At 45.1% G+C, this 24,567-nt stretch carries 32 protein-coding genes; 30 read left to right on the plus strand and 2 right to left on the minus strand.

Features of this window, described 5'->3' with window-relative positions; genetic code table 11:
• Window positions 1–282: hypothetical protein (locus L4C32_RS16165; protein WP_428197927.1), on the plus strand; the 282-nt coding region annotated here is incomplete at its 5' end.
• Between the two features lie 525 nt (window positions 283–807).
• On the opposite strand, the gene L4C32_RS16170 is transcribed toward L4C32_RS16165, so the two are convergent.
• Complete coding sequence (locus tag L4C32_RS16170) at window positions 808–1,812, minus strand: phage portal protein (RefSeq protein ID WP_428197928.1); 1,005 nt, start codon at window positions 1,810–1,812, stop codon at window positions 808–810.
• Window positions 1,809–3,593 (minus strand): terminase large subunit domain-containing protein, encoded by a 1,785-nt coding sequence (locus L4C32_RS16175; RefSeq protein ID WP_428197929.1) that lies wholly within the window; start codon window positions 3,591–3,593, stop codon window positions 1,809–1,811. Before L4C32_RS16175 ends, L4C32_RS16170 begins: the two co-directional genes overlap by 4 nt.
• Window positions 3,594–3,764: 171 nt before the next feature.
• Between L4C32_RS16175 and L4C32_RS16180 the strand changes: the two genes are divergently transcribed.
• The 29 genes from L4C32_RS16180 to L4C32_RS16320 form a co-directional block, all read left to right on the plus strand.
• The gene (locus L4C32_RS16180) at window positions 3,765–4,679 is read left to right on the plus strand and encodes a GPO family capsid scaffolding protein (RefSeq protein WP_428197930.1); all 915 of its coding nucleotides are present in this window, start codon (window positions 3,765–3,767) and stop codon (window positions 4,677–4,679) included.
• Entirely contained in the window at window positions 4,679–5,674 is a 996-nt protein-coding gene (locus L4C32_RS16185; protein ID WP_428197931.1) for a phage major capsid protein, P2 family, read from the plus strand. Before L4C32_RS16180 ends, L4C32_RS16185 begins: the two co-directional genes overlap by 1 nt.
• Window positions 5,675–5,676: 2 nt before the next feature.
• Window positions 5,677–6,387: a phage terminase small subunit gene (gene gpM, locus L4C32_RS16190; RefSeq protein WP_428197932.1), complete on the plus strand. Its 711-nt coding sequence runs from the start codon at window positions 5,677–5,679 to the stop codon at window positions 6,385–6,387.
• A 118-nt stretch (window positions 6,388–6,505) separates the two neighbouring features.
• Window positions 6,506–6,970, plus strand: coding sequence for a head completion/stabilization protein (locus tag L4C32_RS16195; protein WP_428197933.1), 465 nt, complete (start codon window positions 6,506–6,508; stop codon window positions 6,968–6,970).
• Window positions 6,967–7,455, plus strand: coding sequence for a phage tail protein (locus tag L4C32_RS16200; protein ID WP_428197934.1), 489 nt, complete (start codon window positions 6,967–6,969; stop codon window positions 7,453–7,455). Before L4C32_RS16195 ends, L4C32_RS16200 begins: the two co-directional genes overlap by 4 nt.
• A complete protein-coding gene (locus L4C32_RS16205; RefSeq protein WP_428197935.1) occupies window positions 7,448–8,107 on the plus strand; it encodes a phage virion morphogenesis protein in 660 nt (219 codons plus the stop codon). The genes L4C32_RS16200 and L4C32_RS16205 overlap by 8 nt, the downstream gene beginning before the upstream one ends.
• A gap of 2 nt (window positions 8,108–8,109) precedes the next feature.
• Window positions 8,110–9,240 carry a DUF2586 domain-containing protein gene (locus tag L4C32_RS16210; protein ID WP_428197936.1) on the plus strand — a complete coding sequence of 377 codons (1,131 nt, stop codon included), beginning with the start codon at window positions 8,110–8,112 and terminating at the stop codon, window positions 9,238–9,240.
• Between the two features lie 3 nt (window positions 9,241–9,243).
• Entirely contained in the window at window positions 9,244–9,696 is a 453-nt protein-coding gene (locus L4C32_RS16215; protein WP_428197937.1) for a phage protein, read from the plus strand.
• 18 nt (window positions 9,697–9,714) lie between these two features.
• Window positions 9,715–9,936, plus strand: a complete 222-nt coding sequence (locus L4C32_RS16220) for a TraR/DksA C4-type zinc finger protein (RefSeq protein WP_428197938.1) — start codon at window positions 9,715–9,717, stop codon at window positions 9,934–9,936.
• Entirely contained in the window at window positions 9,933–10,355 is a 423-nt protein-coding gene (locus tag L4C32_RS16225) for a DUF5675 family protein (protein ID WP_428197939.1), read from the plus strand. The genes L4C32_RS16220 and L4C32_RS16225 overlap by 4 nt, the downstream gene beginning before the upstream one ends.
• A 2-nt stretch (window positions 10,356–10,357) precedes the next feature.
• The gene (locus L4C32_RS16230) at window positions 10,358–10,942 is read left to right on the plus strand and encodes a 3TM-type holin (protein WP_428197940.1); all 585 of its coding nucleotides are present in this window, start codon (window positions 10,358–10,360) and stop codon (window positions 10,940–10,942) included.
• Window positions 10,943–11,182: a hypothetical protein gene (locus L4C32_RS16235; RefSeq protein ID WP_428197941.1), complete on the plus strand. Its 240-nt coding sequence runs from the start codon at window positions 10,943–10,945 to the stop codon at window positions 11,180–11,182.
• Window positions 11,179–11,451 (plus strand): putative phage tail assembly chaperone, encoded by a 273-nt coding sequence (locus L4C32_RS16240; RefSeq protein ID WP_428197942.1) that lies wholly within the window; start codon window positions 11,179–11,181, stop codon window positions 11,449–11,451. The genes L4C32_RS16235 and L4C32_RS16240 overlap by 4 nt, the downstream gene beginning before the upstream one ends.
• Before the next feature lie 50 nt (window positions 11,452–11,501).
• On the plus strand, window positions 11,502–11,645 hold the full coding sequence (locus L4C32_RS16245; protein ID WP_428197958.1) for a DUF6890 family protein: 144 nt from the start codon (window positions 11,502–11,504) through the stop codon (window positions 11,643–11,645).
• Between the two features lie 10 nt (window positions 11,646–11,655).
• Window positions 11,656–13,485, plus strand: a complete 1,830-nt coding sequence (locus L4C32_RS16250; RefSeq protein WP_428197943.1) for a phage tail tape measure protein — start codon at window positions 11,656–11,658, stop codon at window positions 13,483–13,485.
• On the plus strand, window positions 13,475–13,807 hold the full coding sequence (locus L4C32_RS16255) for a DUF2590 family protein (protein ID WP_428197944.1): 333 nt from the start codon (window positions 13,475–13,477) through the stop codon (window positions 13,805–13,807). The genes L4C32_RS16250 and L4C32_RS16255 overlap by 11 nt, the downstream gene beginning before the upstream one ends.
• Window positions 13,804–15,009 carry a baseplate J/gp47 family protein gene (locus L4C32_RS16260; RefSeq protein ID WP_428197945.1) on the plus strand — a complete coding sequence of 402 codons (1,206 nt, stop codon included), beginning with the start codon at window positions 13,804–13,806 and terminating at the stop codon, window positions 15,007–15,009. Before L4C32_RS16255 ends, L4C32_RS16260 begins: the two co-directional genes overlap by 4 nt.
• A complete protein-coding gene (locus L4C32_RS16265) occupies window positions 15,002–15,661 on the plus strand; it encodes a phage tail protein (protein WP_428197946.1) in 660 nt (219 codons plus the stop codon). Before L4C32_RS16260 ends, L4C32_RS16265 begins: the two co-directional genes overlap by 8 nt.
• 14 nt (window positions 15,662–15,675) lie before the next feature.
• Window positions 15,676–17,196 (plus strand): phage tail-collar fiber domain-containing protein, encoded by a 1,521-nt coding sequence (locus tag L4C32_RS16270; RefSeq protein WP_428197947.1) that lies wholly within the window; start codon window positions 15,676–15,678, stop codon window positions 17,194–17,196.
• A gap of 9 nt (window positions 17,197–17,205) precedes the next feature.
• Complete coding sequence (locus L4C32_RS16275; RefSeq protein WP_428197948.1) at window positions 17,206–17,769, plus strand: hypothetical protein; 564 nt, start codon at window positions 17,206–17,208, stop codon at window positions 17,767–17,769.
• On the plus strand, window positions 17,770–18,660 hold the full coding sequence (locus L4C32_RS16280; protein ID WP_428197949.1) for a hypothetical protein: 891 nt from the start codon (window positions 17,770–17,772) through the stop codon (window positions 18,658–18,660). It begins immediately after the preceding gene.
• Window positions 18,661–18,670: 10 nt separating this feature from the next.
• Window positions 18,671–19,144, plus strand: coding sequence for a baseplate complex protein (locus L4C32_RS16285; RefSeq protein ID WP_428197950.1), 474 nt, complete (start codon window positions 18,671–18,673; stop codon window positions 19,142–19,144).
• Window positions 19,141–20,754, plus strand: coding sequence for a hypothetical protein (locus L4C32_RS16290; protein WP_428197951.1), 1,614 nt, complete (start codon window positions 19,141–19,143; stop codon window positions 20,752–20,754). The genes L4C32_RS16285 and L4C32_RS16290 overlap by 4 nt, the downstream gene beginning before the upstream one ends.
• A 1-nt stretch (window position 20,755) precedes the next feature.
• Window positions 20,756–20,953 carry a hypothetical protein gene (locus L4C32_RS16295; protein WP_428197952.1) on the plus strand — a complete coding sequence of 66 codons (198 nt, stop codon included), beginning with the start codon at window positions 20,756–20,758 and terminating at the stop codon, window positions 20,951–20,953.
• A gap of 401 nt (window positions 20,954–21,354) precedes the next feature.
• Entirely contained in the window at window positions 21,355–21,864 is a 510-nt protein-coding gene (locus tag L4C32_RS16300) for a type IV pilin protein (protein WP_428197953.1), read from the plus strand.
• Entirely contained in the window at window positions 21,845–22,444 is a 600-nt protein-coding gene (locus tag L4C32_RS16305) for a type IV pilus modification PilV family protein (protein ID WP_428197954.1), read from the plus strand. The genes L4C32_RS16300 and L4C32_RS16305 overlap by 20 nt, the downstream gene beginning before the upstream one ends.
• Window positions 22,444–23,250, plus strand: a complete 807-nt coding sequence (locus L4C32_RS16310) for a PulJ/GspJ family protein (RefSeq protein ID WP_428197955.1) — start codon at window positions 22,444–22,446, stop codon at window positions 23,248–23,250. The genes L4C32_RS16305 and L4C32_RS16310 overlap by 1 nt, the downstream gene beginning before the upstream one ends.
• On the plus strand, window positions 23,225–23,662 hold the full coding sequence (locus L4C32_RS16315; protein ID WP_428197956.1) for a hypothetical protein: 438 nt from the start codon (window positions 23,225–23,227) through the stop codon (window positions 23,660–23,662). The genes L4C32_RS16310 and L4C32_RS16315 overlap by 26 nt, the downstream gene beginning before the upstream one ends.
• Window positions 23,659–24,567, plus strand: a 909-nt coding sequence (locus tag L4C32_RS16320; protein WP_428197957.1) for a carboxypeptidase-like regulatory domain-containing protein, incomplete at its 3' end; no start/stop codon positions are given. The genes L4C32_RS16315 and L4C32_RS16320, both read left to right, overlap by 4 nt.

Here is a 24,567-nt window from a genome sequence, read left to right on the forward strand (position 1 = left end):
CTAATTAATAATATTGAAATTAGCGATAAAAAACCACAGCAGATTGATAAGTTGGGTCTTGAACTTGAAATAAGAAAGTTTGATTTTTTTGAGAAGTCTAATTTAAATAAATTTGATGAAGTTGAAGCTTACTTGAATGAATATAATAGTAAAGAGTTAGCATTCATAATAAAATATTTAAAATTCCCATATAATCGTTCAAAATCAAAGAAAACGCTGATTGATGACATTGTAGACCAACTTAAAAAAAGAACTGAGAATGTTTTCAGAAATCACGAATAAAAAATAACAGACAAGAATAGGTGCTATGTTGCTAGCACCTATTCAATTACTACTTATAACACATGTTAATTTCCTGATTAAATCTTCATTAACTACACCCACACTAAGTGAAACTGACCTCACGGAAATCGCACTCCTCCTACCCGCCTGCGACGTAAAAACGGTCACTTTTTTTGCAGTTTTGAGTTCTTCATTTCTGCGCCAGGCGAGCAGGGTAGTGATTGGCTAGAGAGCCCTTGTATACAGGGTTCTTCATCGTTTTGGTGTATACAAAAACTGTCAATTCTTCGAAATTCAAAACTGAAAAGTTGAAATTTATTTCACCTTATTTCAGTTTAAAAGATCTCGAACTTGGCAATACAAATAATTAAGTTGTTGATATCATTGGTCGTGTTGCGCTTTGCGTCATATTATTAACGATCTTGGAAGATCTCGAAACGATCTCTTAAATATGCTTGAAGCCTTATACAGCAAGACTTCATGGCAAAAAGTAAAACTGAAATAAACTGCAGTGTAAAAACGAGTTTAAATAGCCTCCCCATTAGACAGATTGAACTCAAAATGTAAGCTTTTCGGCACTTCACTGTCGTTGTTGACCGCATCCATAAACATACTGCAGGCAGGTATCACTTCATTTTGCGTGTACACCTGGTTAAATTTGATGGGGTCGCCACGCGTACCACCATTTGGAATAATGGCCGCGAGCTCAACAGGGAAGCGGTGACCAGTTAGCACTTCTTGCGCGGTTACGTTCTTTATCTTCTCGAACTCATCTTTGGTCGCAATGTCACCAACTGGGATTAATTGAATTCCTTTCTCTTTACCGTTGGGGATATTAATGAACATCGAACGAAAGTTACCAACACCACGGCTTGATGCCATCTTCTCTTTTAAATCACTCTCATCATCTTTACTCAGGTTCGGGTCTGTTGCGTAAAAAATGAAGCCCATATGCAAACCGTTCTTGTAGTATCGGCGACGGAATGTGGTCGCGTCACTATTAAGAAGCGCAGATTGAACACAACCTAAGTAATCTGGTGAGCCATACACTTGTTGTGCAGGGTCATACTGCTTAATAAAGATAATGTCATCGGCTTTGTAAGCTCTCTTTTTATCGTCACGTTCTAATAACCAGTAATTACCTTTTTTGTTCTTACGCAAATACATTGCAGGTAGGGGATGCAACCGAACCACACGGCCAAAGTGATCTCTGATTTTTAAAATAGCCGTATCACCGAACTCTAAAAAATCATGCACTGCAGCTTGCACCTGCTGTTTAAGCATTCCACCTTTCATGAATCGACCTGAGATCATGTTACGTCGAGCCATCAAAATAGAACCGTGGTAAGCATTCGCCCTGGTGAGCTTGTTTAACCCGGTTCTGTCGAGTGGAGGTTCCCAATAATCATCAGTGTCATTATAGAAAAGCTCACTGTATTCATAGTTGTTAAATCCACTGTCCATAATCTCTGGCTGCCCAAAGGTGAACATCAAACTGTCGTTATTCTCTGTCGGTTGTGTATCGGTCATGCGCAGGTCTGCCAAGTTGATTTACGTTGTTGTTGGTGATCGAGCGGCTCATTAATAATGGCGTGAGAAATAGCCCAAAATGCATCAGCATGGCCTGTGGTTTCACTTCGCTCGGCTTTGAATGTCATCATGTTGCCGCTGTTGGTACTGGTTCGTTTAATAGCCATGAACGCCATCGCAATGTCTTTATGTTCAGCATCAAAAGTCAGTCGACCACTTTCAATCACATCAATCATTTTCAAAACGAGCCGGTTCTTGTTTTCATTGCTGTAATGGATGGCCACCGCTTCACGTGGGTATTTTGCTTGCACTAAATCCCATACGCCGCCACCAATACCCGTGGTATCCACACCAATATAGGTCACGTTATAACGCTGAAATACCTTATCTATCTGCGACACATGGTGCTGAAAATTAAGACCACGCCAATAGTGTTTCTCTAGCACTCTAAATTGCTCAGGTGCAACGATTGGTGGGGCAATTACAACCAAACATGCATTATCTCTGGTTCGTGATGGGTCATAACCTAACCACACCTCTCGACGGCCAAAAGGGGATGGCGCATTAGGCTTATAATCTCGCCACCGGCTTATATCAATCATGCACTTTTCAAGATCGTTAAACTTGAAAACAGAGTGTGAATCATCAACGAAAATACACATGAACAAGTTATCAAAATCAGACTTGTTGTATTCATCCCGAAGTTCATCAATATCAAAAAGCTCACAGCCACCTTTTACGGCATCCTCTATGGTGACGATGTAACGCCACTGTTTGTCTGGGCAGACAATCCCTTTTTGCATCTGCTTGAATGATGGGAACTCAAGGCTTTCACGAGAACTACGGCCTTTCTTCCAAGAGTCACCAGTCCAAAATGGATACGCCGCATGTACTTTACTAGATGGCGTTGAGAAATACGTTTTACGCCATTTAGTGTGCGTAGCCATCGCCGAAGCCAGTTTATTAAGTTCATCAAACTTGGGTATCCAGAAATACTCATCGATGTAGACGTGCCCATGATAACTTTGCGCCGTTTTACTATTGGTTGATAAGAACCGAAGTTCGGCGCCATTTGATAGTACGATTGGATTGCCAGTGAGCTCGATGTCTAAGAACTCTTTGGCCAACGCAATAATGTAACTCCTAAACACCTCCGCCTGGGCGCGAGAAGCTGATAAGAAAATCTGGTTGTCGCCGGTTAAAATGGCATCCTCTAATGCCTCACCAGCAAAGTAGTATGTGGCACCAATTTGTCGAGACTTTAGGATATTTCGAATACGCTGATGCAAGTTATCGCGCATGGTTAACTGATATTTGAACAGAGAGTTATGCCAATCTTTAAAGCTCTCTTTGCTCAGTTCAGAGATGTCATTTTTGCCAGCCTTTCCTTTTTTCTTCTTCTTGCTAGTAGATTGTGAACAGCTCTGTTTTTTACTGACTGGTTTTGGAGGCTCATCCTCTGAAAACTCATTACCACGGTTCTTTTTAAGCTCTAATTCAACACGCTGTTTTTTAAGTTTTACGTGATGCTCTATAAGCTTGGTGAGTTCTTTTAACTGCTGATCGGTTTTCTCCGGTAGTGCTAATAACATCTCCACTCTACGAGCTATCGACTCTTCAATAGAATTTTCTCGAAGCGAATCACGCCAGCCGTACTTATCAGCCCAATAGTAAATAATACGATCACTATTTAGCTTAAGTTCAGCAGCGATTTCGCTCGGGGTCCATGTACGCATATAAAGGCTTTTCGCCGCGTCTCTAATTTCTTTTGTGTATGCCATAAACCCGATAATACCCATCAAATTGTTGTAAATAGTGAGGGTAACTTCCGATAAATTCTGTTTTGAGTCATATCCGAATTTGTTGGAATTCAATCGAATGATTTCCCTTTCTCAAGCTCGTATTCTTGCCGTTAATCGATATCTACTGACAGACATCTAAGAGTAAAAAGCATGAGTAAACAGACAGGTTGGAAAATCGCTGCAACGGAAGGGGCCACCATTGATGGTCGCACCATCACTAAGCAGTGGATTGAAGATATGGCAGACCAATATTCAATGACTGAATATGGTGCGCTTATCTGGCCTGAGCATGCCCGTAGCCGGTGGGATAAATTTGAAGGTAAAAACTGGGGAACTGTCGACGAAGTTAAATCTGAAAAGCGCGCGGGTAAGTACCGCCTTTTAGTAAAAATCACACCCAACAAATACTTACTTGCTGCTAATACCGATGGTCAAAAGCTATTCATGTCCATTGAACCCGATCCTGATTTTTGTGGTAGTGGTCGCTGCTATTTGATGGGGCTAGCTGTTACCGATTCCCCGGCCTCTACTGGAACCACACTCCTTAAATTCTCAAAAAACACTGATGAAGAATTTAGCCATGAGTACAGCCAATTAGAAGAGTTAGATTTAAGCGACGTTTTGCAAAGAGATCACAGCTTGATTGCTAGTGCGTTTTCAACGATTGCTAATTTCTTCAGCTCCGGCGGCCAATTACCCACTATTGAACAAACCACTTCTGAAACCGATGAGGAAGAAGACCCTATGAACAAAGAGCAGTTTAACCAAATGATGGGCAAGCTGGAGACGATTGAAGAGAAGCAAACTGAACTTGAATCAAAACAAACCGAGTTTTCCACTCAGGTAAAACAGTTCTCTGCAGCACCTAATCAAGAACCAGAACCAAAGAAAGAAGAGGGCGAATCCGAAGCCATTACTTCTGAGCAGTTCGGTCAGTTATCAAGCAAGTTAGATACATTACTGACTAAGCAAGGTGACATGGAAACCCAATTTAATGCACTTAAACAAGAAGTGCCCAACCAAGAGCCGAAAGGTGAAGGCCAATCATCGGCGGAGGCACTTTAATGTTTAATGCACAAGCCACAACATACTTACAGAAGTACTGCGAATCTGTCGCCAAAGCTGCCATTGTTGCAGGCGTAAATACGGCAGAGCTTTTTACAATATCACCTGTCATTGAAACTAAGCTGCGCCAAGCTATCGTACATTCAGACTCATTTTTAAATCTGATTTCAGTACAAAGTGTTGACCAAATCAAAGGCCAAGTTGTCGATGTTGGTACCGGAGCACTGTTAACGGGTCGTGTTAAAGATGGGCGTTTTCGCTCAAAGCTTGGCATGGATGGAAATACTTTTGAGTTGGTTGAAACCGATTCATGCGCCGCGATCATGTGGGCAACGTTAACACTGTGGGCAAACTCTGGTAGCTCTGGTGAATTCATTAAATTGATGAACGCTGCCATCACCCGAAACTATGCGCTCGATATGCTGCGTGTAGGTTTCCACGGTACCAGTATCGCGTTAACAACTGATCCTGCAACCAATCCAAATGGTGAAGATGTTAACAAAGGTTGGCTAACTATTGCGAAAGAGAAAGCAGCAGCTCAAGTATTAGCCTCTGCCGTTATCGATCCAACTGGTGTCGCTGCCAATTCATATAAGAATCTTGATAGCCTGGTTAACGATCTGAAGAACACCACCATTCACGAAGTACATCGTGGTAACCCTGATTTGGTGGCATTGATTGGTTCAGACTTAGTGGCTTCAGAGCAGCACCGTTTGCTTGAAGCTGCAGACACACCAACCGAAAACAAATCAGCTCAGAGCCTTGCAACCACTGTCGCTGGTATGAAGGTGTATACGCCGCCATTCTTCAAACCCAATCAGATTTGGATTACCAGCTTGAAGAACCTGCAAATCTTAACGCAGAAGGGCACACAGTGGCGTAAGGCCCGTAATGAAGAAGACCGTAAGCAGTTTGAAAACTCTTATCTTCGAATGGAAGGTTACGCGATTGGTGATCTTGATAAATTTGCAGCTATTGAAAGTGTGACGGTTTAACTATGGCTAGTCCTTTAGCGAAACAACGCCAGGCACTCATTTCCAAGGCAGCACCAACACCCATCACCGAAACGGGGGTTGATACCGCGAAAAGTTTACACCTTCATCTATTGGACCTAGAAACAGACATTCGTTTCCTATCTGGTTTCAATCGAATTGAAGACAAAATCAAGCACAAGCGTGAAGTGTTAGTGCCGAAGTATCGCCCGTATGTCACCGCGTATTTGGAATCGGGTGAACAGTACGATAACCCTGTATTTGCGCAGCTGATCATCTGGTTATTTGATATTGAAGATCTCGAAACCGCAATTGATTGGTGTGATAAAGCCATTGAACGCGAGCTTGATACACCAGAGCGATTCAACCGAGACTTTGCCACTTTCTGCTCAGATGAAGTGCTCAAGTGGTCGGAGAAAATGGCCAATCAAGGTCACAGCGTAGAACCATATTTCACTGATGTGTTTTATAAGGTTCGAGAGACCTGGCGCATTAATGAAAAGCTCACCGCTAAATGGTTTAAGTTTGCAGGTTTACACCTATTGCGTGATAGCGATGGAGAGCCCAAAGCAACCGCAGTGGGTGACATTGAAGTGTTAGAAAAAGCCTTGAACTACCTCGAAGAAGCCGACAAGCAGTATGCCAACGTAGGTGTAAAAACCATGATGGATAAGATACAGCAACGCATTCGAGCGATTCAAGAAGGGCGTTTATAGACTCCTAAGCCGTCGCGCCTCGGCTGACGAGGAAGAACACGTAATTCATTACTTTGTTTATTCCGTCGACTCAGTGGCGAGAGGCGCACCTATTTCGAACTAGCGTTAAGGAAGCAGTATGTTTAATGGCTCACCAACTACGGACTATCAAAACACCGTAATCGAGAACGATGGCTTTTGGCCTAACTTGAATGCCGGTGATTTTGAAAAACGTCGTGGCCTGCCTGCTTCCCAAGATAGCGAACGAATTGCCATCGCTGTGGCCAACGCTGCGGCTGAAGTGAACCTGCAGCTTGAAATGCTGAAAACCCAATACATGGCAGAGGGCATTGTCAAAGCGGTTGATGTCGTCGCGTTTCCGAAAATTGACGGTAAAAACCGTGTTGTTATCCAGTACGAATCTGCGGTTAATGCCAGGGCCAAAGCCGATTTACTGCCCGACGTTGCCACCGTTCACCAACGTAAAGAGGGTGACAACTTGGCCAATCGAAGTGAAGAGACAAAAAGCGAACTACTGGCAGAGAGTCAGCGCATCATTCGTAACATGTGCGGGCTTAATCGCTCATCAGTGGCTTTGTTATGACTACGCAATATCAAGCGGGCCATAAGTTACGTGATTTGAAAGCGCATTTGATTTCGCTCCTGGGCGATAAGATTGCCAAACGCATGAACTGTGAAATGGGGAGTGTGCAGTTGATCTTAAGCCCTAAACATATGGGCGAAGGATTCAACATTATGGTTCAGCGTTATGACGTTGATTTTCTCTTTGAAGGCTTCCCGTTTAAAGAGTATGACCCCGCCGTTTTATTCGCCAACGTGGGTGCGTGGTTAATGGACCATGATAGCGAGCGTGATGATACAGATTTGAGCGGCCCTGACATTGAAATCGTCATGGAAGATGAGAGCAGCGCAGAGATACTAATCAACCTTGAGTTTGAAGAGGCAGTAAAAGTGATTGAAGACCCAAACGGGCTAGTTCACTGGAATAACAAACGCTGGAGCATTGAAGCGTATGAAGTCTACACCGCCAAGCGATTACTTGATGTAACGGTGAATCATCGTGCTTAAGTTTCAAGTTGATAAAAAGAGCTACCTGCGTGTTCAAGAGCAATTGGATTTACTCAGTCTTGATAAGAAGAGCCGGACACGAATTCTGAAAAAACTCGGCAGCTACATCGCCAAAGAGACAAAACGAAACATACGTTCTCAGCGCAATCCAGATGGCACACCGTGGGAGAAAAGGCAAAAAGGGCGTAAGAAGATGATGCGCGGTTTCACTAAGAAGCTCAAACATTTTCAAAAGGACAACAACCGAACGTTAGTTGTGGGGTGGCCATCAAGGCGAGGCACGGTTGCTATGGCACACCATACTGGCCAAGCCGAATCAAGCGGACTGCAGCAACGTTTTAACCAGGCTAAAAAAGCCAAAGAGCCGAAGAAAACTGATCCTGCTACCAGAGAGCAAGCCAAAGAGCTAAGAGGGTTAGATTTTCGATTACCGACACAAGGACGTCAAAAGAAGGGTAAGCGAGCCACCATTAAGTTCATTACCCAAAACATGACTGTAGGTGAAGCGGCCAAAGTGATCAGTGATTTAGAGAATAAGAAACCCGCTAGAAAGTGGACAGTTGATAGAGCAGAGCGCCGATTGATTGGTATCAAACCCAAAAGAGCCGCAATGATCATCAAACGTGAATTGAAACGAAACAGGAGCAAATAAACATGGCATGGCCAAAAGTACTCATCAAAATCTTAAACATGATGCGCGGGCCCATTGCGGGTGTTGAATTTCATTTCCTGTTTGTCGGTTACGGCACTGTGGTAGGAAATGAGCGTCATCTCATCATGGTTGATAGCACCAGTGACTTAGACGATGTGTTATCTGCAGCAGATGCAGAACTGCTTACCACCATGAAAGCGGCGCAGCTTAACGGCAAGCAGGATTGGACCGCAGGCGTGATGGTGTTGGATAAAGCCGATAATTGGCAAGACGCTGTGAATCTTGCCAATGAAACCTCAAGCTTTGAAGCCTTTGTGCTCAACTTCCCTGCACCAGATAAAGCCTTTTTAGAGCAAGCGGTAGCACTTCGCACTGAGCTTAAAAACAAGCTTGGTCGTGAAACGTTTGTTATCTGCACCACGGCGGCGATCGATAGCACTGCCGAAACAGGGAAAACATGGGCGGCATGGCTTGCTGCAACATCAGCGATTCAAGCAGGTGTTGCCAGTGAATACATCACCGTGGTGCCTCAAGTTCATCTGAATAATTCAACTGTGGGTTTGTATGCCGGTCGTCTCGCCAATCAAGAAGTCTCTATTGCGGATTCTCCTGCCAGAGTAAAAACAGGCAGCATTCTTGGCAGCTCAGAACTGGCCGTAGACAAAGAGGGTAAAGCGCTTACGCTTTCGATACTCAAGACCCTAGAAAGTAACCGTTATGCGGTGCCGATGTGGTACCCCGACTATCCAGGTCAATACTTCACAACAGGCCGCACCCTTGATGAACCAGGTGGTGATTTTCAAGACATTCGCCATATTCGAGTGGCCATGAAAGCTGCGCGTAAAGTTCGCGTTCGTGGTATCGCCCGTATTGCTGACCGAGAGTTTAATTCAACGCCTGGCAGCGAAGCATCGGCCAAGCTCTATTTCACCAAAGATCTGCGTGAGATGGCAATCAGTCAAACGATTGGGGATTACGAGTTCCCTGGCGAAATAAAACCGCCTCGTGAAGAGGACATCACCATCACTTGGATTAATAGCGAGGAGGTTGAGATCTTGCTTTCGGTTAGCCCGTACGAGTGCCCGACGTCCATCACCATTGGCATCATGCTCAACAAGCGATTAGGAGAGTAATCAATGACCGCTAAATTTACAGGCCGCAACTTCGATTGCACCGCATTAGGCATCATGATCCATGTCGAATCGGCCACCGCCACCATTAACGATGAATCCGCGGTTGCCATGACCCGTGGTGTCACTGACGGCTATACCGATGGCGCCGCAACTTGCGATGTTGAATACGAAGTGGATTTAAACAACTTTCGCAAACTTCAACAAGCAGCGCGAAAAGCGGGCAGTTGGCGCGGTATTGAACCAGATGATTGTATGTTCTATGCCAATAACGGCAGCGATGAAGATAAAGTTGAGCTGTTTGGCGTGAAGCTAGTTATTGCTGACTTGCTCAGTGTTGACCCAAGCAGCAGTGACAAAACCAAGCGCAAATTAAAAGGCTTTGTGACCAGTCCACTGTTCGTTCGTATCAATGGCATTCCGTATTTAAGCACTGATGATACACGCGGTTTGGTGTAGCTCGAATAAGGGGAAACCATGCCAGATCTATTTGACCACGCCAGCGGTATTGAAACCCAGTTTACCGAGTTAGCACTGGCTCAGCAGTTGGAACGAACAAAGCACAAACCTCTGTCAGTTAGTGCAACCGAATGTAAGGAGTGCGGGCAAGACATCCCAGAGCTACGACGCATACATGTTCAAGGTTGTCAGTACTGCATAGATTGCCAAGCTCTACTCGAACAAGGATTTTTATCATGAAGCACTATGTAATGAAACGCCGCTACTTTGAGCACGGCACCTATTCAACACTGCACCGCCAAGATGGCAGCAAAGTGTGTTGTATTGCCGAGCGTCCAATGCTCAACAACCAACCGAGTAAATCGTGCATTGTGGAAGGGACTTACACCTTGTTTCCTCACAAATCGCCGCGTTTTGGTAAGTGTTACGCATTGGAAGAGAAAACCCTGGGCGTGACTCGAACAGGACCAAGCTTACGCACCCATATTTTGATGCACAAAGCCAACTCACCGCAAGACTTAGAGGGCTGTTTAGCACCAGGTGTGGATTTTGGTTTTGTGAATGGCGAATGGGCAGTGGTCAATTCTACTGCTGCATTTAACTCACTCATGAAAGAGCTAGGCGGCAAACCTGCGCAGCTCACTATCGTTAAGGACTAACTATGTGGGAAAGCATTAAATCCCTAATTGGCAGCGCCGCACCGCTTATCGGTACCTTGATTGGTGGGCCAGTTGGCGCGGGGGTTGGCGGCTTGGTTGCCAATGCGTTAGGGGTTGAAAATACGCCGCAAGCCATTGAACAAGAACTAATGAATAACCCTGATGCACTGCTGGCCTTAAAGTCGCTTGAAATGGAGCATCAAGTCGAGCTTAAACAGTTGGCTCTTGAGCACGCCAAGCTTGAAAGTGAAGAGCGAAAGCTAGCTCTTACTCAGCAACACGCCACCATGCAGGCGGAATTGGCCAGTAACGATCCTTATGTTCGAAGATGGCGCCCAACATGGGGTTACTCGATGTGCGCCGCCTGGGTAATGCTGTTTTTAGGTGTAGCGTTCGTGATGGTCTTTCATCCCAAAGAGGCGGCGAACGTGATGAACAGTGTGGTGGCCATGACTCCATTGTTTGGTATTGGGCTCGCGGTATTGGGTATCAATATTCATAAACGCTCGCAAGACAAACAGGTGTCGTTAGGGGTTAAGCCACTGGGCGCGATTAACGCACTGAAACAGACGTTAAAAGGGGGTTAGATGGAAGCGAGTTGGTTAAACGCCTTAGTTGCTTTGGCAACGTTTCTCACACTGTTACTTAGCCTGCTGATTGGCTACCTCTTCAGACTGACCAGAGAGATGTCTGAATACAAAATTTACGTTGCACGAAACCATGCTACCAAAGAAGAGCTGAAAGACCTGGGCGAGCGAGTTGAGCGCCAAATTGAAACAGGCTTTACGCAAATGATGAATGTTCTTAAACAAAGAGATGCCGCATGAAAATTAAAAATAAACCTGTCGTTGTGATGATTGCTGATAGTGAGTTTTCGTTTACGCCAACAGTAAGCGATCACAACAATTACATGAACGAGATGATGCCCAACAACAAAGTGGCACCAATGCACCAGTACCTATCACGCACCGTTGATCCTAAGAAGAAAGACGAGCTGCTTGAGCTGATGAACACGGTACCTGGTCTTGTCTCTGAACTGTTTGCTGAAGTGAGCAATGCATCTAAAGGTGGTATTACAGTCACCCTAAAAAACTAACCGAGCGGGCAGAGCGAATTGAAGAGAACGTCTTTGAACAAGCTCTGGCCCTGCGACGCCATTTCTTACCCACGGAAGAGGATGATGAGCACAATCTAGCAAGAGCACTTTGGCTAGATAGCCACTTTAGAAAGCGCCAAGAGATAGCCATTAATAACGGCATTGTGAATGTGTTAAACAACATAGGGAAGTAATCGAGTCTCAATGAATGAAAAGCTGCTAATGCAAGTCGGTTTGGTTGATCAAGTAACCAAACCCCTTCGCGGAATAACCAAAGAGTTGCAAGCCTCTACGGACTTAGGACGTAAAGGCATGCAAAACGTAGCAACGGGTGCTGCGGGTTTAGTCGCGACGGGATTTGCTGTTAAAAACGCATTAATGCCTGCCATTGAGATGGACAGAAAGCTGGGCGAAGTGAAATCACTGGGTGTTATCGATGAAGACTTAAAAACCTTATCGAGTAGCGCGCTGATGTTCTCTGCAAAATACGGGAAATCAGCCACCGAAGTGGTGGGGGCAGCGTACGACATTAAATCCGCCTTTGGTGATATTGATGGCAATGCCCTTGCCGACATCACCACCAGTTCTGCGGTTCTGGCTGCGGCCACCAAAGCCGATACCGCCACCATTACCGATTACATGGGCACCATGTACGGCATCTTTAAAAACTCAGCAAATGAGATGGGTACCGGAATTTGGTCACAACAAGTGGCAGGCATGACGGCCCAATCTGTTGAGATGTTTAAAACAACGGGTGCGGGTATGAGTAGTGCTTTCACCAGTGTTGGCGCCAATGCAACGGCGGCAGGTATAGCCATGGAAGAGCAGATGGCCATTTTAGGCTCACTGCAATCGACCATGAGTGGCAGTGAAGCGGGTACCAAATACCGCGCGTTCTTGGGCGGTGTTGCCAAAGCGCAAGATGCGTTGAATGTTAGCTTTACTGATAGCCAGGGCGAGATGCTTCCTATGCTCGATATCCTGGACAAACTAAAAGGTAAATACGGCGATACCTTAGATGTAGCGGAATCCGCCGAGCTTGATAAAGCGTTCGGTACTAAAGAGGCCACCGCAATGATCAAGTTGTTAATGGCCGATACAGATGGTTTGGCATCGAGCATTGAAACTCTGGGCAACGTGCAAGGCATGGGCAAAGCTGAAGAGATGGCAGCAGCGATGACCGACCAATGGGAGCGTCTGCAGTCGGTATGGTTTGCGGTTCGCGCTTCAGTGTTTGGCGCAATTCTTCCCGCCATTAATGCGGTGGTTGGCAGTATGGCCGATGGCATGATGGTGATCACCGCTTGGGTGGATGAGTTCCCAATCTTAGGTGAAATTCTTGGATGGGTAGCCATTGCGGGTTTGTCTCTTGGAGGCGTTGTTGCCGGGCTTTCTCTTGCAATGGGCGTTGGTCAGATGATGTCTGCAGGTTGGGCCGTCACCATGACCGCACTAAATGGGGTGCTTAATTTTCTTAGAATTAATGTGTTGTTAGCGACCGCGCAAGCCTGGTTGTTTAATGCCGCACTTTGGGCCAGCCCAATCACATGGGTAATTGGCGGGATCATGCTATTGATTGGCGCATTCGCTGCAGCAATCTATTGGTGGGACGACTTAAAAGCCTCGTTCGGTGACATGGCCATTTTCAAAATGTTAGGTGATGTGATTGAGTGGATAGTCGATAAGCTCAATATGATCCCTGGTATTGATATCGACTTCAACGCCGGTGATATGCCTACAGCACCCGAGATGGATATTGCAAAGCAGGCAGAGCAAAACACACCCGTTGATATAAAATCGGCAAGCATTGCGTCGCAGAGTGAGTTAATGCCGTCTGTTGATGCGCCAAACGTTCTTTCATACAAGAACCCTCAAAATATTGCGCGTCCATCAGCTGCCGCTATTTCGCAGCTGACCAGCAACAAAAACACGCAAACGGGCAGCGTTAAATCTTATGGAGATGTTTACATTACCGCGCCTAATGGCATTACGCCTGATCAACTTAGTGAATGGGAAGAGCTCAATGCCGGATAAAAGCTACATAGACATTAAAGTGATTGATGGCGGTTGGCAGATGGATGCAGGGCAACAACCTAACGAATGCAGCGATTTATACAGCATCGCCCAGGACATTAAACACGCCATCATGGAAGCAGGGTTTGCTCGTCTGCTTATTGGACAGAGAAGCCCCGCACTGCGCGCCGATGTGTTAGTGCAAATAGAACAAAAGGCTGAATCAGATATTCGCATTATTCCAGGCACTGCCACCGCACGTGAAACGGAGCCTGGTGAAATAAGCCTGACCGCCAACGCGTATGACTACGATGAAACCATTGCTATTGAGGTGACAGAGTGAGTAAAAGACCCGAACCTGATTTCATTGACATATTGGCCCAATCCAATGTGCCAGTGACCGAAGAGGAATTAGAAGCCAAACTCAAAATTGAAGTGGTTGGGGCGGGCAGTCACGTCTCTAACGATTCAGAAATGTCGCCGTTCTGGCGCTGGGTTCGAGCGGCTGTGATTGTTCCGGTTGCCTGGTTAATTCAAATTCTGCTCGCGGGCCACATCATGCCAAACATGTTTGTGGCCACAGCCGAGCGCTGGGCTTTAGAGCTTAAAGCATGGGAGCTTAACATCACGCCGAAAGTCGCGGTGAAAACTCAAGGCTATATCACTTTAACCAAAACCAATATTGATGATGCTATCACGGTTGCCAAAGACGCGATTATCCAAACGCTGCCCATCAATGGGGTGGTGTATCAACTCAAGGTACTTGCCGATTCGATGATCGATTCGGGGACGTTATCATCAAAAGTCTTGGTTGAAGCTGTCGATGCAGGCGCAGCGTTTAACTTACCTGCAGGCTATTTCAACATTATTGCTGAAACACTGCCAGGCATAGAATCGGCAGTGAATGAGCCTGATTGGATAACCCGTCTTGGCGCGAACACTGAAACTGATGAAGAGTTAGCCCTCAGATTGCAGAACGCGTTCACAAGCTCTGGTAATTGGCACATTGATGATGCCTATCGATCCATTATTGCCAGTGTTGCCGGCATTCGAAGCGACAACATCTACTTTGAAAATACGGGGCATATTACGCCAGGCACCGCGAACGCATTTATTGTGATGGACGTTGGCCCAACGCCGCAAAACATCTTGGATGATCTGAACACGCACATTATGAACGATGGCCATCACGGCCATGGCGATGTATTGATCTGCAAAGCAATTGTTGATGCCAATTATGATGTGGTGGCTGATGTGGTACTGATGAGCAATTTAGACAGCAATCAAAAAACATCAGAACTAAACGAAGTAGAGCAGCGTATTCGTGCCGCTTTTCGTGAAACACAAGCGTTTCAAAGCATGACTCGAGCCAAACCAAATAGCCGGTTCAGCTTGTCGAAAATGGCCAGTGAAATTCACAACCACATGGATTTGGTTGAATCGGTAAAGCTCACCGTAGGCGGGCAAGTGCAAGAGGACATCATCAGCGCTATTGAGCAGCCACGTTTGCAAAGCCTAACAGTGTCGGAGGTGGTCAGTGCCTGATAAAAACAATCACTCACCAGAGCTGCCAAACAATGAGATCCCTTGGTGGCAGGATGGAAAAACAACCAGTGAAGAGCTAAAAGAGCCACACTTCTTATCAAAAGGTGTGCATCAGTTTTGGTTGAAAGTTCGCTCCTGGTTAATGCTTCCTTTAGCGCAAGCCGATGCACTCACCTGCAGTGAATCTCTGCTCACGCTTCAAGCCTGGGACAAAGACATTGAACGCTTTAACAATGAGCCGTTATCACTGTTTAGAAAGCGGGTGAAGTTTGCTGCCATTAACGCCAAAGACTCGGGCAGTGTGGCGGGTTTTAAAGCCATCTTTGAGCGATTGGATATTGGCATTATTGCGTTCAAGGAGCGTGAAAGTGCCAGTGAGTGGGATGTATGTACCATCGAGCTTACAGACAACGACATTTCACAAAATAGCCGACTGCTGCAGACCTTGATTGAGCAGTATGGCAGAACCTGTAGGCGTTACCGTTTTCAAGTCTCATACCCATCCACGCTGTTTATAGCCAGTGGGGAGTTTTCACATAATTTCGCGATGTTTAACGCGCAAAGCAAAGAGACGGTTGAGATGCTAACTAAGCCGTTACCGGTTGAACATCAACAACAAGTATTTGTGGCCAGCGCGTCGCTAGCTAAATAAGGGAGTTACACACTATGAGCCAAACGGCGATCCCATTAGAGTTTGAACATTACCTGCAAAACCAAATCAGTATTGGCAAGTCTCCTGATATGAACGAGATGATTTTTGCCTATATTCCTAGTTTGGATTCCAGCATGCCGATTAATCGTGAAAACGGTTTACCAGAGCTATCAACGTGGGTACATCAACAAGATATTGACCAGGTGGGCAAGCTTGGCCCGAACGCACTGGCCTATTCAGTAGTGATACCAGGTAGCGCCGCTGAATTTACCTTTAATGCCATTTATCTGCGCGATAAGAACGTGCCTAACTCGTGTGGCATGGTGGTGCACAAGGTCAGTGAAACCAAAGAATCGGGAATGGCCAGCACCAAATCATTAGTTCAGGAATACACGGGCGCTGCCAGTACTGCCGCGATTACCTTGGACGCCGCAACCTGGCAAATTGATTATCAAGCCAGATTACTCGGCATCGATGAAGAGCATCGTTTGGCCAATCTTGATACCTATGGCCACACTGCTTTCATTGAGGGTTTTACGATCACTCAACAAGCAGACCCAACCAAATACAAAATCACTCCTGGTGTGGTGTATGTCGGTGGTTTGCGTGGCGTATTAGCGCAAGAGGTTATTCAAACCATCACCACAAAACCAATTGGTTTATACGTTGATGTGGTTCGCCAAGGCTCTTCGCTGTCTGTGTGGGAAAACAAACTCGCCATTACGGCCTCAGAAACTGATCTTACCGATTATGTCGATGGGCAAGGTGCTCAACACTACGTGGCAAAATTGGTGACGATAAATGCAGATGGAAGTACCACTGATGAGCAAGTGAAAGGCGGTTTGGCTGAGCACATTGCGGGGAGTGATCCGCATCCACAATATGCAACAGAACAAGAAGTAAATGCTCTAATCCGTACTTCTCAGTTTCAGTTATATAGTCCACAAAGAGCTTACAGTGTAGGAGAAGTTTGTTACACCAAAGACGTAGGAACAGGAGAGCTTAGTTACTGGCAGTGGTATTCAAATGTTGAGTCCTTAGTTAATAAATCGCCCTTACTTGAGTCAAACCGACATGTTGGTTGGTCCGATAACAGTAAACCTTTTTATTGGATTGCATATACAGGCGATCAGGTAGGTATGCCTTTCTACTGGTTAGATATAACAGCCCCAGAATGGGCTGTTATGGAGATCAACGTTGATTTGCCTATCGCTGTCTATTGGCGATTAGCTCGCCGTTATCCAAATTTAGTTAGTGGTAACACTATTAACACCGGTGAGATTCGAGCAGAGTTCTTACGCGTACTAGACCAAGGACGTGGAGTTGATAATTTACGAACAATTAATACTTTTCAAAACGATGAATTTAAAGCTCATGCGCATACTGGGAAATTTGGAGGAAATGTTTCTTCAGGAAGCACTGGTGGATTAGCGGTTAGCTCGAGTTATGGGCATAAGAGTGGTTATATTTCAACTGAAGGAGGAAATGAAACACGGCCTAGGAACATTGCACGATCAATGGCTATCGCAATTTAAGGAACCGTCATGAGCATAGATAAAAAAACTTATTACCCAGTAAATCCATTAACAAAAGAGGTGCTTGAGCCCGTATTGGCTGAATATCGAGGTGGTATACATCACATCCCTAAAGATGCTCTTCAAGCTAAACCATTAGAACCAAAAAATGGCTTTGCCGTAATTGCTGTATTAGATGAATCAGGTAAAGCAATTAACTCCGAATATATCGAAGATCATCGAGGTGTCACAATTTACGATGAGTCTAACGGCTCTCATTCGGAAGTAGTTAGTGAATTGGGACCGGTCAAAGACGGTTTCATCCTAGACAAACCAACCACCCAATTCGATCAGTGGATAAATAACACTTGGGTAACCAACCTACAAAACCAGTATGAGAGCGAATACAACCGCGTTGATGATGCTCGCCGCGCGCTTTATACCACTATGGTTGATCCACTGTTTGCTGAAGCCAATGTAAAAGCATTGATGGGCGCTGCAACTTCAGAAATCGATGAGCTCAACACTCAAGCCCTGGCGGCGCGTCAAAAGATACAAACTGACAACCCGTGGCCAGTCGCGCCGAAGGTGTAAATGATGTGGACCCAATCAAGCCTATCATGGCCTAACAGCGCCCAAACCATTCAGAGCCAAAGCGAGGCGGTCACCACTCGCGTAGCGTCTGAAATGAGCAGTGCGATAGGCAGGTTACAAGCTCTGCAAGCATGTGCGAATTACTCGCGTGGTGCATTAAGTGGTGATGCAGCTGCGTTGTTAGGCTTAAGAAATGATCTTCAATCTCTGCTTTCAACAGGCACGGTGATCACTGTTTCGCCGTATACGTTTGATGTGGGTACCACGCTTGATTCTGGTCGCTACCTTAATCCACAAACAGCGATAGCAACATTGGCGGGTAAACTTCGTGATCATACTGATAAGCACAGACCCAATGGCAATCTGCACGTAATCGCTTTAATGGTCAGTGCATCGCAGCTTGGAACGTTCGCCGCGCAACTGGCCGATCTTGTTTCTGTCTTTACGTTGCCGGATTGGGGCCAAGTGGCCAGGCAAGCAAACGCACTCACCACCAATGAAATAGATAAGTTTCACCAACCTGCAGCTATTGTTCAGCCGCGCTTTAAACCAGGTGCCAAGATAAACGCCAATCCATTGGGTGACTACTTAGCAGCGCAGGGCAGTGAAATCGCCACCCTTGAATCACTGGCTGATGATGCGACTAACGTGATCGATAAGCTGCAGGGTTTAGCAGTCAAACGCAGTGCTACGTTGAGTGAGATTCAGAGCAAGATGAATGCGCTCAAAAACCTTAAAGGCAGTGTCTGGTCGATGGCTTTATCAGGAAGTAACGAAAGCATTGCCACTCAACTTTCACAAGCACCGGCACCAAACAATCATCAACACACGTTAGCCAGTTTGATGATAAGCGATAAACCAATGCCATTTTTTGAGCAGTTACTTTGCTAAAGGGGAGATTATGTTAGCACTCGATGGTGTGATGATGGGGCTCGACTCGATGCGCATTGAAATGTCGATGGAGCTAAAAGACCAGGACATGAGCGGCCAATCCTCTGGCACCGATACTGCAGAGCAAGGCGATAAAGGTAAAAAACTCACCTTCAGTGGCCGTATCGCATTTGCCAAAGTGGAAAAGCTCACGCAGCTCTATGCAATGGCCTCTGCTAAAGATGACGCGCAAAACCGCAAAGTGTATCGCATTGGTAATGACATGGCCCTGGCATTAAAGATCCGCAATGTGAAATTTACGGGCCGTATCAATGCCAGAGAGCATGAAAGTTTACTGGCTTGGAATGTCTCGTTTGAGCTTCGAGAGCACAACAGTGTGGCCGAGCAAAAAGAGACACGTCAAAAGCAGAAAACTAAACCAGATCAAGTACAAAACACGCGCCATCAACAAGCGTTAAAAGAGGCAGAGGCCGTTGGTTTATGAAGTTAGAAAAACGCCTGTACATCAACAACAGTGAAGTGACATTGGCCAAGCACATGGTGAGCTTAAAACTCTCTTTAGGTGGTGTTGCTATCTTCACTATTGCAAGTGAAGTTGCACCACAACAGCACCAAGCCGTTCGTTTTGATATTGGCTATGACAATAACGTTAAGCCCTGGCTTGAAGGTTACGTTGAGAAAGTGCAGCCCGCCGAAAATGGTCACCATAAGATAACGGTTAAAGAGAACGCCGCCATCTTGAATTTCAAACTGGCGATCAGTCTTGAGCACCCAACCATGCGCGAAGTGATAGACCAGGTGCAAACCCAAACGGGCTTAGATTTTACGTTGCCTGATGAGAGCTACATCGATGCAGTGATCCCAAACTTTGTCAGCAATGGCAATGGGTACCAATGTTTGCAAGCCATTGGCCGCGCCTTTTCAGTCCCTGATTTAGTGTGGTACCAGGACATTGAACAGCGTATATATTGTGGCAGTTATGAGCAGAGCCGTTTTCACGATAAGCCAGTGACCATTCCTAATGATCTGCTCTCTCGTCACAATGGCGACAACATCACCTTTGCGCCTTTTCCAATGCTGCGCCCTGGCGTGATGGTGAATGAAAAGAGAATAAGCCGGTTAGATTTAATCGGAGATGAAATGACAGCGTATTGGCAGCAGAGTACTCAAAGCACCAAAAAGAAAGAGTGCTTACAGATGTTTCCAGAACTCTCTGCAGGCTTTCATCTTCCAATGTTTGGCCAAGTGGTCGCGGTTCGTGATGAAGCCAAAGCAGGGCAGGTGAATGATGCGTTTCGTCCACGTTTTGCGGTCGATGTTCAGCTACTTGATGAGAATCTAGACCAGGACAAACGCGTGCCGGTGTACCGCTCAATTCCACTACCAAATAACATGGCGGGCAGTGAAGCAGGATTAATGGCGTATCCAAGTGAGGGCTGCATCGTTGAAATCGCTTTTGCCTATGGTCGCAATGATCACCCCATCGTTCGAAATGTGTATGGCCAAGAGTACGCATTGCCAGAAATCGAACCCGGTGACCAGCTTCAACAGCAACGTGCAGAGGTCAGCCGCAAAACTGACGCGGCAGGCAATACCACTGACAAAACAGACCAATATCAAACCCAGTCCGCTTTTGAAAAGTTAGATAAGGCGCATCGATACAAAGGAAAGTTTGGTCAACATCATTTGGTGATTGATGAGCACAGCATTGAAGAGGTGGTAGGCAAGAAAGTGATCGAGGCACTTGGCGCTATTAGCTTGCTATCGGGTGATAACTTAACGCTCGGTTCATTAAGCAACATGCAAGTAGCCACAGCAGGCGAGTTGGTTACCACCATTGGTAAGCTGAGAAACACAGTGATCACCTTAGATGATAAATATAAAGCCCTGGCTAATCGGGTTCAAGTAATCTCCCAAAACGACACAGTAACCATCGGCGGCCAGCAAACCATCACTATAACTAAAGACCAAATCATCAATGCTAAGAACATAAAGCTAAATGGCGGAACAGGGGTGATCACCTGTCAAAGTATTTGCCCATTCACAGGCAAGCCGCATGTAGACGGCTCAACAACAGTATTTGCGGGGAAGTAATATGGCACTAAGTAAAGAGGCAACTCAAGCAGAGCTATTGAAAGAGTTGAAAGCAGAAGGCTTTGTACTTGAGGGGCAATATTCTCAGAACTCACCACTAATGAAAGCAATTGCAGCTGCAGTGGTGACGGTCATTACCCGTGATGCACTGGTTGTTATTGATACAGGGAGTTCCGCTGGCAGCTATAATGTGAAATAAACAAAGCTTAATTTGACCGTGCAACACAGGTGTAGACAAAATGTAGTCATCAGGGTGGATTTTGTATTTTAAATAATTGATTTTATTGGTTGTTATCAGGGGTTAGATATTAAAGCTGATTACTTTCATATGTTTTATTGTCCTTTTACTAACATTTTCTTAATCTATCAGAGCTTCTAAGATAAATCTCGATTTAACTAAGTTAGTCCTCTCTTTTTACTAGAATAAGAGTAGAGGAGATAAAATTTGAGCTCTGCCTAATTTATCGGCAACAAGACTGTAAAATGAGATTCATTTAGAGCTAAAAGAATGAGAAGCACTCACAAATAACTGTAATCTGTTATAAAATTCAGATATGCATGATATTATTCATATTATTAACTGCAACAATGGTTTCGTTAATGGCGCGATTATTAACAAAAAAACAGTCAGGTTTTACAATCATCGAACTGGTTATTGTGATGGTGCTATTGGGTATAATTTCAGTGGCTGTTTATCTGCGCTTTCCATCCTCTGAGAGCTACTCTGTGCGGGGTTATTGCGACCTTGCGAACACCTCCCTTCGACGTATTCAGCTCCAAGCAATGAATGATGTGCAAACTAACGGCAGTCGCCCATACAAAATTACGGTCTCAAATAAAAGAGTTGGTTGGGGGTGGGACAGCTCACAACCAGGCATGGAGTCACTTGATGACTCTGTAGGTTGTGTTGGCGTGCACTGCTCTGCTCTGGTGGAAATAGAAAGTAAAGATGCCGTGACGATCACTTTAGATAATAACAACACACAGTTTTTCTTTGATACCTTAGGTCGCCCTACGGATGGTGCATTGCATACCCTCGCCTTTTCCGGGGGTGGGCAGACATTAAATTTAACCATCAACAAAGAGGGGTATGTCAGTGAGTGTCAATAATATACCCTTGAAACAAAATGGATTTTCGTTATTAGAAAGTGTTATCGCCATTGTATTAACCGCGATTGTGATGGTGGGGATGTCGACGTTTATGTTTCCAGCCGTTAAACAAATCGGCGAACCTGTTGCGCAAATGCGCTCTGCCGAAATTGCCAATGCGGCATTGCAGGAAGTGTTTAGTCGTTCATTTGATCAGAATTCAGACCATGCAGGTGGTGTAGTGCGTTGTGGCGAGTTAGACCCTGCTGAACCATTAGTGCCAAACAGTTGCACGGCACTGGCAGCACTTGGAAAAGACGCGGGAGAAACGACTAAAATCTTTTTTAATGACGTAGATGATTTCATTACCGGTAATAACAACGTGTGTAATGCGAATGCCGATTTTGTCGTGCCTTCGACCATTATTGGGACCGCGCCAGCTATCTATGATAATTTCTCGTTATGCATTCAAGTTACCTACCCAGTGAATAACCTCGATGGCACGGCAAATAACGGCACCTTATTGAAACATGTCAATGTGGTAGTGAAAACACCTCAGGGAAGTGACTATAGTTTCTCTGCTTATAGGAGTAACTTTTGATGCGAAAGCGTAATGGTTTCACATTGATTGAGATGGTCGTTAGCATCATAATTTTGGGTGTGATCAGCTTAGGCTTGATCAATTTTGGTTTAATTGGCGGTAGTATCTACTCGGATACACGAAATAGAGACCAGATGTTGAGTGAAGCACGTTTTGTATTAGAAAGAGTACAGCGAGACGTGAGAAACTCAGTACCTATGAGCTTGCGAACCGATTCGAGTTGTACCGAGTTTGTGCCTATTATTTATGCGGGTAAATACAACCCGAGTAAACTGACTATTCCTACTAATGATCTACCTCTTTCTCGACAGTTTACAGCCGATGAACTGTCGAATATAAAAGCTAAGTGCACGGTTGGTAACGCCACCAATTGTCAGGTCACTATATTTCCGGATGAAGTGAGTGATATCTACGATCCTAGTAGCAGTCCCGATACTCAACCATTAGACATCGCCAATATTGATGCCGATCCTGAACTACTACCTTTTACGTCCCCTTTAAATGTGTCAAAGCAGACCGCTTCCTCTCGATTTTATATCTATCAAAATAGTGCAGTGGCGTACTGTGTGGTAGGTAGTTCAATGTATCGCTACTCTAACTACGGATTAAACAGTAATTTAAATGATGTGTTATCGAGTGGTGTTGGCGTATTAATAGCCACCCATATCAATCCAGCAAAAACAGGGTTTGATTTTGGCTCTTCAGGTTTACAACAACATGGGCTATTACACATAAAGTTAACCCTAAATCGATTCGGTGATGAGATGGAGTTTTACCATAATGCGCACATTCTTAATGCCCAATAAAATGAGCTCTCGTCAGCAAGGTAGCGCATTGATCGTTATGGTTTTTGCGATCGTGGTATTTTTTAGTTTGGCAGCCATACTGATCAACATTAACAGCCGTTCCCAACAGAGTGTGAGTTATGAAATGTTGGGAACTAAAGCGCTATGGGCAGCAAGATCGGGCATGGAGCATGCGATTCAGAAGGTATTGCCAATTAACCAACCCGCAATGCTCTGTACAAACGGTTCGACCACAGTGATAGACTTTAGTGACGTTAGTGGCAATTTACAACAATGTACGGCATCCATCAGCTGTGTATCCAGTTTTGTCTCTAATGATGGTATGCAACACGCCGAAATGCAGAGCTCCGGAACCTGTGTTGCGGGTGATTTTAGAGCGCAAAGAATTATTAAGGTAGAGGTGAAAATATGAGGCTGCTGTTATTACTCTTGAGCATGCTATTTTCTAATATTGTTTACTCTGCGACCGTGTCGGGCACTATTTTTGAAGATTATAATTTTGGTGGGACCTCACGCTCATACGAAGCCAGTTTGGGGATGTCGGGGCTTGCTTCAACCTTAATTCAATTGCATCGACCTGGTTTTACTCGATACGAAACCACTAACTCAACAGGTCAATATTGGTTTTCAGGTGTTCCAAGTGGAAAGTATACCCTAACCATCTACTATACCTCAGCCATGGGAAACGATTTAGACGGTGAATTGTACTCGGCGAGAGGAAACTGCGAACCTTGTCTTCCAGTGCAAGTGTATCCTGAGAAAACCACTCAGTTCTCTCGTAGTGTAACAGTTGGTTTTTGGGGGACAAGTGGTCAAGATATTGGCATTAATTACAGTACAGTATTGAATAACCATGATTATGGGGCTGGTTCTTTAAGACAGTTTTTGATTAATAGCCGATTTTTGGATGGAAATAGCGGTAGGATAGAGAAAGAGGATTTAAAGCAAGATCATCCTGACTTGTTTTTGGGCTTCGACAACGCGATTTTTACTTTTGGATCAAACCAAACCATCGTACTGCACTCACCGTTAGATATGCTTGATACACAAAGAACCAGCATTGATGCCCGACGAATCAATCTAACATTAAAAAACCACCGATTAGCGATCAACGAAGACTATGGTATTAAAGTGCACAGTTCATACGATAACTTTATTCGTGGCGTTATTTTTGATGGGTTTGATGATTCCGTTTATCTCAATAATTCAAGCAAAATCCTATTTGGTCGCAATACCTTTAAAAATACCCGAGACTCCGGAATAACGGTTTGGGGAAACAGTAATAATAATAAAATTACTAATAATATTTTTGACAAT

Origin of the sequence: Aliivibrio kagoshimensis (assembly GCF_050337105.1) — a bacterium.
GTDB lineage: Bacteria > Pseudomonadota > Gammaproteobacteria > Enterobacterales > Vibrionaceae > Aliivibrio_A > Aliivibrio_A kagoshimensis.

What these genes read in the sequence shown, in the direction of transcription:
- L4C32_RS16170 (WP_428197928.1), bottom strand. Translation starts at nt 1,812, where the DNA reads ATGACCGATACACAACCGACAGAGAATAACGACAGTTTGATGTTCACC.
- L4C32_RS16175 (WP_428197929.1), bottom strand. Translation starts at nt 3,593, where the DNA reads ATGGCATACACAAAAGAAATTAGAGACGCGGCGAAAAGCCTTTATATG.
- L4C32_RS16180 (WP_428197930.1), top strand. Translation starts at nt 3,765, where the DNA reads ATGAGTAAACAGACAGGTTGGAAAATCGCTGCAACGGAAGGGGCCACC.
- L4C32_RS16185 (WP_428197931.1), top strand. Translation starts at nt 4,679, where the DNA reads ATGTTTAATGCACAAGCCACAACATACTTACAGAAGTACTGCGAATCT.
- gpM (WP_428197932.1), top strand. Translation starts at nt 5,677, where the DNA reads ATGGCTAGTCCTTTAGCGAAACAACGCCAGGCACTCATTTCCAAGGCA.
- L4C32_RS16195 (WP_428197933.1), top strand. Translation starts at nt 6,506, where the DNA reads ATGTTTAATGGCTCACCAACTACGGACTATCAAAACACCGTAATCGAG.
- L4C32_RS16200 (WP_428197934.1), top strand. Translation starts at nt 6,967, where the DNA reads ATGACTACGCAATATCAAGCGGGCCATAAGTTACGTGATTTGAAAGCG.
- L4C32_RS16210 (WP_428197936.1), top strand. Translation starts at nt 8,110, where the DNA reads ATGGCATGGCCAAAAGTACTCATCAAAATCTTAAACATGATGCGCGGG.
- L4C32_RS16215 (WP_428197937.1), top strand. Translation starts at nt 9,244, where the DNA reads ATGACCGCTAAATTTACAGGCCGCAACTTCGATTGCACCGCATTAGGC.
- L4C32_RS16220 (WP_428197938.1), top strand. Translation starts at nt 9,715, where the DNA reads ATGCCAGATCTATTTGACCACGCCAGCGGTATTGAAACCCAGTTTACC.
- L4C32_RS16225 (WP_428197939.1), top strand. Translation starts at nt 9,933, where the DNA reads ATGAAGCACTATGTAATGAAACGCCGCTACTTTGAGCACGGCACCTAT.
- L4C32_RS16230 (WP_428197940.1), top strand. Translation starts at nt 10,358, where the DNA reads ATGTGGGAAAGCATTAAATCCCTAATTGGCAGCGCCGCACCGCTTATC.
- L4C32_RS16235 (WP_428197941.1), top strand. Translation starts at nt 10,943, where the DNA reads ATGGAAGCGAGTTGGTTAAACGCCTTAGTTGCTTTGGCAACGTTTCTC.
- L4C32_RS16240 (WP_428197942.1), top strand. Translation starts at nt 11,179, where the DNA reads ATGAAAATTAAAAATAAACCTGTCGTTGTGATGATTGCTGATAGTGAG.
- L4C32_RS16250 (WP_428197943.1), top strand. Translation starts at nt 11,656, where the DNA reads ATGAATGAAAAGCTGCTAATGCAAGTCGGTTTGGTTGATCAAGTAACC.
- L4C32_RS16255 (WP_428197944.1), top strand. Translation starts at nt 13,475, where the DNA reads ATGCCGGATAAAAGCTACATAGACATTAAAGTGATTGATGGCGGTTGG.
- L4C32_RS16270 (WP_428197947.1), top strand. Translation starts at nt 15,676, where the DNA reads ATGAGCCAAACGGCGATCCCATTAGAGTTTGAACATTACCTGCAAAAC.
- L4C32_RS16275 (WP_428197948.1), top strand. Translation starts at nt 17,206, where the DNA reads ATGAGCATAGATAAAAAAACTTATTACCCAGTAAATCCATTAACAAAA.
- L4C32_RS16280 (WP_428197949.1), top strand. Translation starts at nt 17,770, where the DNA reads ATGATGTGGACCCAATCAAGCCTATCATGGCCTAACAGCGCCCAAACC.
- L4C32_RS16285 (WP_428197950.1), top strand. Translation starts at nt 18,671, where the DNA reads ATGTTAGCACTCGATGGTGTGATGATGGGGCTCGACTCGATGCGCATT.
- L4C32_RS16290 (WP_428197951.1), top strand. Translation starts at nt 19,141, where the DNA reads ATGAAGTTAGAAAAACGCCTGTACATCAACAACAGTGAAGTGACATTG.
- L4C32_RS16295 (WP_428197952.1), top strand. Translation starts at nt 20,756, where the DNA reads ATGGCACTAAGTAAAGAGGCAACTCAAGCAGAGCTATTGAAAGAGTTG.
- L4C32_RS16300 (WP_428197953.1), top strand. Translation starts at nt 21,355, where the DNA reads ATGGCGCGATTATTAACAAAAAAACAGTCAGGTTTTACAATCATCGAA.
- L4C32_RS16305 (WP_428197954.1), top strand. Translation starts at nt 21,845, where the DNA reads ATGTCAGTGAGTGTCAATAATATACCCTTGAAACAAAATGGATTTTCG.
- L4C32_RS16310 (WP_428197955.1), top strand. Translation starts at nt 22,444, where the DNA reads ATGCGAAAGCGTAATGGTTTCACATTGATTGAGATGGTCGTTAGCATC.
- L4C32_RS16315 (WP_428197956.1), top strand. Translation starts at nt 23,225, where the DNA reads ATGCGCACATTCTTAATGCCCAATAAAATGAGCTCTCGTCAGCAAGGT.